An 8342-nucleotide genomic window follows, 5' to 3' on the forward strand; every position below is an offset into this window, starting at 1 on the left:
GGTCCTGCGGCGGCCGCCGCTGCAACTGGCCCTCGCGCAGTCCCCCGTGCCAGGTCAGCAAGACGCGCCGCGGCACCCCGACCTCCCGCGGGCGACGTGCACCCTGTGCATCGTCTGCCCAGGCCGGCCGCACCGCCTCCACCTCGAAGGCAAAGCGCACACTCCCCTCGCGCCACAGCGGCAGGCCCGCCACCCGGCCCACCAACTCGAGGTCCACGCCCTCCTGCGCCGGATCGAGCCGGTCGGCCAGACGCAGGTGGGCGCGCGCGCTCGTCAGGCCGACGGCCAGCAAGGCCGCCGCGAAGGCCACCCCTAGGCACCAGAGGTCGCCCCGGCGTGAGCGGCCCCGCCACAGCGCGACCGCCCCGAGCCCCGCCAATGCCACCGCTGCCGCATCCAGCCACAGCGGCCACAGATCCGCTTGATGCAACTGCCAGACCGTGCCCGCGCCGTAGCCCGCCAAGGCCCAAACCAGGCCCTGCCCCTGCTTCGTCGTCATCCGACGTCCTCCCCGAACGCCTCGTGGTGCGAAGTGTAGGATTGCCTGCTGTCGTGCAAGGAGCCCTGAAATGTCCGTTTACAACCAGCTCAAAGCCCTGAACATCGACCTGCCGCCCGTGGCCACGCCCGCGGCCGCCTACGTGCCCTTCGTGCGCACCGGCTCTCTCGTCTTCCTGTCCGGCCACATCGCCCGCAAGGACGGCAAGCCCTGGGTGGGCCAGCTCGGCAAGGATTTGTCCACTGACGAAGGCAAGGCCGCCGCGCGCGCCGTCGCGATCGACCTGATGGGCACCCTGCAGGCCGCCGTGGGCGACTTGAACAAGGTCAAGCGCATCGTCAAGCTGATGAGCCTGGTCAACAGCACCCCCACCTTCACCGAGCAGCATCTGGTGACCAATGGCGCCTCCGAACTCCTCGGACAGGTTTTTGGCGACAAGGGGGCGCATGCGCGCAGCGCCTTTGGCGTGGCCCAAATCCCCATGGGGGCCTGCGTCGAGATCGAGCTGATCGCCGAAGTGGAGTGAGGACGCCGTCTTGAACCGACCGACCCTCAACACGGCGCTGGTTGCCGTCATCGTGCTCTGCCTGGGCGGCGTGGCGGCCGCCCTGGTGTCGCAGTACGTCTTCGAGATGCTGCCGTGCCCTTGGTGCATCCTGCAGCGGGTGATCTTCCTGGCCGTGGCGTTGCTGGCCGCGCTGGCCCTGCTGCTGCCCGGGCGCCGGATCAAGCAGGCGTTCGCCGGCCTGGGCCTGGCCCTGGCCGCCTCGGGCATCGCAGCGGCGGTCTACCAGAACCGTGTAGCCGCTCAGGAGTTCTCCTGCAACCTTACGCTGGCCGACCGCCTCATCGGAGCCCTCGGTCTGGAGAACGCCGTGCCCTTCCTCTTTCGCATCTCGGCCTCGTGTATGGACGCGGCGGTCGACTTGCTGGGCCTGCCCTACGAGGCCTGGAGCGGTCTGCTCTTCCTGACGGTGGGCCTGGTGCTGCTGGCGGGTCTGAGGGCACGCTGAGGGCCCCTGTCGAGCCGGCCGTGGCAAGCTTCTTCGACACCCTGTCAGACCGGCTGGACCAGGCCTGGAAGCCCCACCGCCGCCCCAGCGCCTTGCGCAGCTACCGCTGCGTGTGCCAGCGCCCGGTGTTCTTCCGCAACAGCGAATGCCTGGCATGCCACTCACCGCTGGGCTACGAACCCTCGCGCGCCCAGGTGCTCGCCCTGCGTGCGGCCCCTCAAGCGCCCGGGCTGTGGGAGCTGGCCGAGGACAGCGCCCCGCAGCGCTTTCGCCGCTGTGCGAACTTCGAGTCGCCGGCCGGCTGCAATTGGCTCGTCCCCGAACACGACCCGACACCCCTGTGCCGGGCCTGCCGTCTGAACCGCACCATCCCCGACCTGAGTCAACCAGACAACGCGGTGCTGTGGCACCGCATCGAGGCGGCCAAGGCCCGACTCGTGTCCTCGCTGCTGGCGTTGCGCCTGCCGGTGCGCTCGCGGATCGGCGAAGACCCGCAGCACGGTCTGGCCTTCGACTTCCTGCGCGGCCTGCCGGGCGGCCCAGCGGTGGTGACCGGGCATGCCGACGGCATCATCACCCTGGACATCGCCGAGGCCGACGATGCTCACCGGGAGCGCGTGCGTCGCCAGTTGCACGAGCCGTACCGCACCTTGCTGGGCCACCTGCGGCACGAGGTGGGTCACTACTACTGGGAGCGGCTGGTGGCCGGTAGCGCCTGGCTGGAAAGCTTCCGCACACTCTTCGGCGACGAGCGGCGCGATTACGCCGCCGCCCTGAGGCGCCACTACGGCGAAGGCCCCGCTCCCGACTGGGCCCGCCACCACGTCAGCGCCTATGCCAGCGCCCACCCCTGGGAGGATTGGGCCGAGACCTGGGCCCACTACCTGCACATGGTCGACACGCTGGACACGGCGCTCAGTTTCGGGCTGGAAGCCGAGGATCTCGAAACCGGCTACGAGCCCTTCACCCCGGACTGCCTGTACCGCCCGCAGGATCCCGACGCCGCGCGCTTCCTCTCCGTCGTGAACGCCTGGACCGAACTGACCGGCGTGCTCAACGAGCTCTCGCGCAGCATGGGCCAGCCCGACTTCTATCCCTTCGTGCTGCCCCGCGCGGCCGTGGCCAAGCTGCAGTTCGTGCACCTCGTGGTCACCCACGCAGCCGAGGCCACCGTTGCGGCATCAGCCGGGTAGCACGCGTGTGGCCTTGAAACCCAGGGCTTTGCCCTTGCGGGCGCGTCGGCCCATGTGCTCGGCCAGGGCCGTACCGCGATAGTCCTCGTCCTTGGCCTTGCCCCCGCGTCCCGTGCCCAGCACCTTCAGCGTGCCGGCAAAGGCCGCCACCGACACCAGCGGGTCCTTCGCGTCCACGTCCATCAGCGTGAGCCCGCGGCCGCCCTTCGGTTGCAGCTTCAGCTCGTTCAGCGGGAAGACCAGCAGCCGCGCGCTCAGCGACAGGCAGGCCACCTGGTCGGCACCGGGGGCCAGCGGCGCAGGCGGCAGCAGGCGCGCCCCGTCGTCCAGGTCGAGGAAGCTCTTGCCGCCCTTTTGGCGCGACACCATGTCGCCGATGCGTGCCAACAGGCCATAGCCGGCCGTGCTGGCCAGCAGCAGCGTCGTGTCCGGCGGGCCCGCCACGTAGTGAGCCGGCTGGGTGCCAGGCTCCAGCTCGATCATCGTCGTCACCGGCTGCCCATCGCCGCGCGCCCCCGGCAGGGCACTCACCGCCACGGTGTAGACGCGACCGTTGCTGCCGAAGACCAGCAGTGTGTCGACCGTGCGGCACTCGAAGGTGCCGTACAGGCCGTCGCCGGCCTTGAAGGCGAAGCTCGCCGGGTCGTGGCCGTGGCCTTGGCGGGCGCGCACCCAGCCCTTCTGGCTGACCACCACCGTGACCGGCTCGTCGATCACCTTGACCTCGGCCACCGCCTTCTTCTCTTCCTGGATCAGCGTGCGACGTTCGTCACCGTACTGCTTGGCATCGGCCTCGATCTCCTTGACCACCGTGCGCTTGAGCGCCGCCGGGCTGCCGAGGATGTCTTCGAGCTTCGCCTGCTCGCCGCGCAGCTCCTTCAACTCCTGCTCGATCTTGATCGCCTCCAGGCGTGCCAACTGGCGCAGCCGAATCTCGAGGATGTCCTCGGCCTGACGCTCGCTGAGGCGGAAGCGCTCGATCAGCGCCGGCTTGGGCTCGTCGGCGTTGCGGATGATGCGGATCACCTCGTCGATGTTCAGCAGCACGAGCTGCCGGCCCTCCAGCACATGGATGCGATCGAGCACCTTGTCGAGGCGGTGGCGCGTGCGACGCTCCACCGTCGCCAGGCGGAAGCCGATCCATTCGATCAGTACCTGGCGCAAAGACTTCTGCGTGGGCCGGCCGTCGCTGCCCACCATCGTCAGGTTGACCGGAACCGAGCTTTCCAGGCTGGTGTGGGCCAGCAGCGTGGTCACGAGCTCGCGCTGATCGATGCGGCTGGTCTTGGGCTCGAACACCAAGCGCACGGGCGCGTCCTTGCTGGATTCGTCACGCACGGCATCGAGCACTGACAGTACCGTGGTCTTGAGCTGGAGCTGCTCGGTGGTCAGCGCCTTCCTGCCGGCCTTGACCTTGGGGTTGGTCAGCTCCTCGATCTCCTCCAGCACCTTCTGCGCGCTGGTGCCCGGCGGCAGCTCGGTCACCACCAGCTGCCACTGGCCGCGCGCCAGATCCTCGATCTTCCAGCGCGCCCTCACCTTGAGGCTGCCGCGCCCGGTGGCATAGGCCTCGCGGATGTCGCTCGCGCTGCTGATCACCTGGCCGCCGCCGGGGAAGTCGGGGCCGGGCAGCAGGGCGAAGAGTTCGTCGTCGGAGAGCTTCTCGTTCTTGATGAGCGCCGCGGCGGCCGCCGCCACCTCGCGCAGGTTGTGCGAGGGGATCTCGGTGGCCAGACCCACGGCAATGCCGCTGGCGCCGTTGAGCAGCACGAAAGGCAGGCGCGCGGGCAACTGGCGCGGCTCCTGCGTGGAGCCGTCATAGTTGGGGACGAAGTCGACCGTGCCCTCGTCGATTTCATCGAGCAGCAGCCGCGTGATCGGCGCCAGACGTGCCTCGGTGTAGCGCATGGCCGCGGCACCGTCGCCATCGCGCGAGCCGAAGTTGCCCTGGCCGTCGATCAGCGGATAGCGCTGGCTGAAGTCCTGCGCCATGCGCACCAGCGCGTCGTAGGCCGCCGTGTCGCCATGCGGGTGGTAGCGGCCCAGCACATCGCCCACCACGCGTGCGCTCTTCACTGGCTTGGCACCGCCACTGCCGGTGAAGCTCAGTCCCATGCGCTCCATCGCATACAGAATGCGGCGCTGCACGGGCTTTTGCCCGTCGCACACATCCGGCAGGGCGCGACCCTTGACCACGCTCAGTGCGTATTCCAGGTAAGCGCGTTCGGCATAGCGGGCCAGGGTCAGGCTGTCCTCGCCTTCGCTGCCCATCGAAAAATCCATCGTCGTCTGATCCATCATGACTTGATTGGCACCGCGGTCAGTCGGCGGACTCCTGGCCGGTTTCCACGCGGGCGCGGTACTCGTCTTCCAGCATCGACATCACGATGAGCGATTCGTAGCCGTGGTCGGTGAGCACGCTTTCGCGCAGCCGGCCTTCCTCCACGAAGCCCTCGGTGTCGTACAGCGCCTTGGCGCGGGTGTTGTGGGGGCGCACATCGAGCCAGAAGCGATGGGCGCCCAGGTCATTGAAGGCGATGCGCTTGAGCAGCCGCAGGCAGGCACGCCCCAGGCCCTGCCCCTTGGGCTGGATCACCATGCGCTTGAGCTCGATCGAGCGGTGCCGGTTGCGGCAGCCCACCAGGATCACGAAACCCACGGGCACATGCGAATCCCCGGCTTCCACGATGAAATGGCGGAAATCCGGAAACCGCACCGCCGCCTCGTGCTGTGTGCGGTCCCAGGGGGTGATGGTCGGCCGGTTGACCGGGTCGTTCTCCATCGCCACGACCTCGTCCAGGTCGTCGATCAGGGTGGGCCGCAGGCGGACCCGGGTGTTGCCCAGCACGGTCGGCGCCCCTCGTCAGATGTCCACCTCGACGGCGTCGCCATGCAACTCCATCAGGTCGCGGCGGGCCTGCGCCTCGCCCTTGCCCATGAGCTTGTTCATGAGCTGCTCGGTGTCGGCAAAGCCGAGGTCACCATAGGCCACCCGCAGCAGGCGCCGCGTGTCCGGGTTGAGCGTGGTCTCCCACAGTTGCTCGGCGCTCATCTCGCCCAGGCCCTTGAAGCGGCTGATGGTCCAAGCGCCTTCCCGGCAGCCTTCCTTGCGCAGCTTGTCCAAGATGGCGGCGAGCTCGCCCTCGTCCAGCGCATAGAGCTTGGCCGCGGGCTTCTTGCCGCGCGCCGGGGCGTCCACGCGAAACAGCGGCGGTTTGGCCACGTACACATGGCCGCGCTCGATCAGCTTGGGGAAGTGGCGGAAAAAGAGGGTGAGCAACAGCACCTGGATGTGGGAGCCGTCGACGTCGGCATCCGACAAGATGCAGATCTTGCCGTAGCGCAAGCCAGACAGATCGGGCTCGTCGCCCGGCCCGTGCGGGTCCACGCCGATCGCCACGGCGATGTCGTGGATCTCGTTGTTCTTGAACAGCAGATCGCGCTCGACCTCCCAGGCATTGAGCACCTTGCCGCGCAGCGGCAAGATGGCCTGGGTCTCCTTGTCGCGGCCCATCTTGGCGCTGCCCCCGGCCGAGTCGCCTTCGACCAGGAAGACTTCGTTGAGCGACAGGTCGCGGCTTTCACAATCGGTGAGCTTGCCCGGCAACACGGCCACGCCCGAACCCTTCTTCTTCTCGACCTTCTGCCCGGCACGCTGGCGCGCCTGGGCCTGCCTGATCACCAGCTCGGCCAGCTTGCGGCCCTGGTCCACGTGCTGGTTCAACCACAGCTCCAGCGCCGGCTTCACGTAGGCGGACACCAGGCGCAGCGCATCGCGGCTGTTCAGCCGCTCCTTGGTCTGGCCCTGGAACTGCGGGTCGAGCACCTTGGCCGAGAGCACGAAGCTCGCCCGAGAAAACACATCCTCGGGCATCAGCTTCACCCCCTTGGGCAGGAGGCTGTGCAGCTCGATGAAACCTTTGACCGCACCGAACAGGCCATCCTTCAGCCCGGCTTCGTGCGTGCCGCCAGCCACCGTGGGGATGAGGTTGACATAACTCTCGCGCACGGGCGCGCCCTCTTCGGTGAACGCCACGCACCAGGCGGCGCCCTCGCCTTCGGCAAAGTTCTCGGTCTCGCCCTCCTCGGCGTAGTGCTCGCCCTCGAAGAGCGAGATCACCGGGTCGGCCGGCAGCGTCTGCAGCAGGTAGTCGCGCAGCCCGCCCTTGTAGAGCCAGGTCTGGGTCTCGCCGGTCTTCTCGTAGGTGAGGGTGACCGTGACCCCCGGCATCAGCACGGCCTTGCTGCGCAGCAGGTGCACCAGCTCCTGCCTGGGCAGCTCGGCGCTCTCGAAGTACTTCGCATCCGGCCAGGCGCGCACCGTGGTGCCCTGACGACGCGCCCCGGGCTCGGCCTTGCGCACGGCCAGGGGCTCGACCACCTCGCCGCCGCCGAAGGCCAGGCTCGCCACCTGCCCGTCCCGCCAGACCTGCACCTGCAGCCGCCTGGACAGCGCGTTGGTCACGCTCACGCCCACACCGTGCAGGCCGCCCGAGAAGCTGTAGGCCCCGCCCGAGCCCTTGTCGAACTTGCCGCCCGCATGCAGCCGCGTGAAGACGATCTCGACCACCGGCACCTTTTCCTCCGGATGCAGCCCGAAGGGGATGCCGCGGCCGTCGTCCTCGACGCTGACCGAGCCGTCGGTGTGCACGGTGACCGCAATGCGCCGTCCGAAGCCGGCCAGCGCCTCGTCGGCAGCGTTGTCGATGACCTCCTGGATGATGTGCAGCGGGTTGTCGGTGCGCGTGTACATGCCCGGACGCTGCTTCACGGGCTCCAGGCCCTTGAGCACCCGGATCGACGCCTCGCCGTAGGAATTCTGCGGTTTGCTAGCCATGGCGGCGGATTCTAGGCCGTGCCCGCCGCCCACCCGAAAGCTGAATTCCAACTGAACACGACCGTCGCGGCGCCAGCAGACCGGCCGCCGCTTGGCTACAGTTCGCCCATGACTTCTGCCCCCGCCCCCAAGCTGTCCATGACGCAGGTGCTGATCTGCGGTGCCCTCATCGTCACGCTGTCCATGGGCATCCGCCATGGTTTCGGCCTGTGGCTGCAGCCCATCACGATGGAGCGGGGCTGGACCCGCGAGACCTTCGCCTTCGCGATCGCGATCCAGAACCTGATGTGGGGGGCCACCGGCCCCTTTGCCGGCATGCTGGCCGACCGCTTCGGCGCCTTCCGCGTGCTGCTGGCCGGCGCCGTGCTGTACGCGGTGGGCCTGGTGCTGATGGGCCTGGCCACCTCGGGCCTGGCCTTCACCGGCAGCGCCGGCCTGCTGCTGGGCATGGCCCAGGCGGGCACCACCTACGCGGTCATCTACGGCGTGATCGGCCGCAACGTGGCGCCCGAGAAGCGCTCCTGGGCCATGGGTGTGGCCGCCGCGGCCGGCTCCTTCGGCCAGTTCCTGATGGTGCCGGTGGAAAACTGGCTGATCGGCAGCTTCGGCTGGCAGAACGCCCTCTTCATCCTGGGCTGCCTGGCCCTGGCCATCATGCCGCTGGCCCTCGGCCTGAAGGAGCCCAAGGCCCCGGGCCACGCGGTGGGCTTCCAGCAGAGCATCGGCCAGGCCCTGCGCGAAGCCTTCGGCTACCGTAGCTTCCAGCTGCTGATGGCGGGTTATTTTGTCTGCGGCTTCCA

The 8342-nt window shown here is 68.7% G+C and carries 8 protein-coding genes; 4 read left to right on the forward strand and 4 right to left on the reverse strand.

Going from position 1 to position 8342, the window contains the following annotated elements; genetic code table 11:
• On the reverse strand, positions 1 to 499 hold a 499-nt coding region (locus ACK4ZD_RS14930; RefSeq protein ID WP_409663818.1), incomplete at its 3' end, for a DUF4131 domain-containing protein.
• A gap of 70 nt (positions 500 to 569) precedes the next feature.
• On the opposite strand from ACK4ZD_RS14930, the gene ACK4ZD_RS14935 reads away from it, so the two are divergent.
• From ACK4ZD_RS14935 to ACK4ZD_RS14945, 3 genes are read left to right on the forward strand one after another with little or no spacing between them, the layout of a single operon-like run.
• Complete coding sequence (locus ACK4ZD_RS14935) at positions 570 to 1025, forward strand: RidA family protein (protein ID WP_409663820.1); 456 nt, start codon at positions 570 to 572, stop codon at positions 1023 to 1025.
• Between the two features lie 10 nt (positions 1026 to 1035).
• The gene (locus tag ACK4ZD_RS14940; protein WP_409663823.1) at positions 1036 to 1512 is read left to right on the forward strand and encodes a disulfide bond formation protein B; all 477 of its coding nucleotides are present in this window, start codon (positions 1036 to 1038) and stop codon (positions 1510 to 1512) included.
• Between the two features lie 20 nt (positions 1513 to 1532).
• Positions 1533 to 2705, forward strand: coding sequence for a putative zinc-binding metallopeptidase (locus ACK4ZD_RS14945; RefSeq protein ID WP_409663826.1), 1173 nt, complete (start codon positions 1533 to 1535; stop codon positions 2703 to 2705).
• On the opposite strand, the gene parC is transcribed toward ACK4ZD_RS14945, so the two are convergent.
• The 3 genes from parC to ACK4ZD_RS14960 are packed head-to-tail and all read right to left on the reverse strand — an operon-like array spanning position 2694 to position 7542.
• Entirely contained in the window at positions 2694 to 5006 is a 2313-nt protein-coding gene (gene parC / locus ACK4ZD_RS14950) for a DNA topoisomerase IV subunit A (RefSeq protein ID WP_409663828.1), read from the reverse strand. The genes ACK4ZD_RS14945 and parC overlap by 12 nt on opposite strands.
• 19 nt (positions 5007 to 5025) lie before the next feature.
• Positions 5026 to 5553 (reverse strand): GNAT family N-acetyltransferase, encoded by a 528-nt coding sequence (locus ACK4ZD_RS14955; RefSeq protein ID WP_409663832.1) that lies wholly within the window; start codon positions 5551 to 5553, stop codon positions 5026 to 5028.
• A gap of 15 nt (positions 5554 to 5568) precedes the next feature.
• On the reverse strand, positions 5569 to 7542 hold the full coding sequence (locus ACK4ZD_RS14960) for a DNA topoisomerase IV subunit B (RefSeq protein WP_409663834.1): 1974 nt from the start codon (positions 7540 to 7542) through the stop codon (positions 5569 to 5571).
• Positions 7543 to 7650: 108 nt separating this feature from the next.
• Between ACK4ZD_RS14960 and ACK4ZD_RS14965 the strand changes: the two genes are divergently transcribed.
• Positions 7651 to 8342: MFS transporter (locus tag ACK4ZD_RS14965; RefSeq protein WP_409663837.1), on the forward strand; the 692-nt coding region annotated here is incomplete at its 3' end.

This window comes from Caldimonas sp., assembly GCF_046291045.1.
Lineage (GTDB): Bacteria > Pseudomonadota > Gammaproteobacteria > Burkholderiales > Burkholderiaceae_C > Caldimonas.

Excerpts from the sequence above, each read along its gene's own strand:
- ACK4ZD_RS14935 (WP_409663820.1), top strand. The coding sequence starts at position 570 with ATGTCCGTTTACAACCAGCTCAAAGCCCTGAACATCGACCTGCCGCCC.
- ACK4ZD_RS14960 (WP_409663834.1), bottom strand. The coding sequence starts at position 7,542 with ATGGCTAGCAAACCGCAGAATTCCTACGGCGAGGCGTCGATCCGGGTG.
- parC (WP_409663828.1), bottom strand. The coding sequence starts at position 5,006 with ATGATGGATCAGACGACGATGGATTTTTCGATGGGCAGCGAAGGCGAG.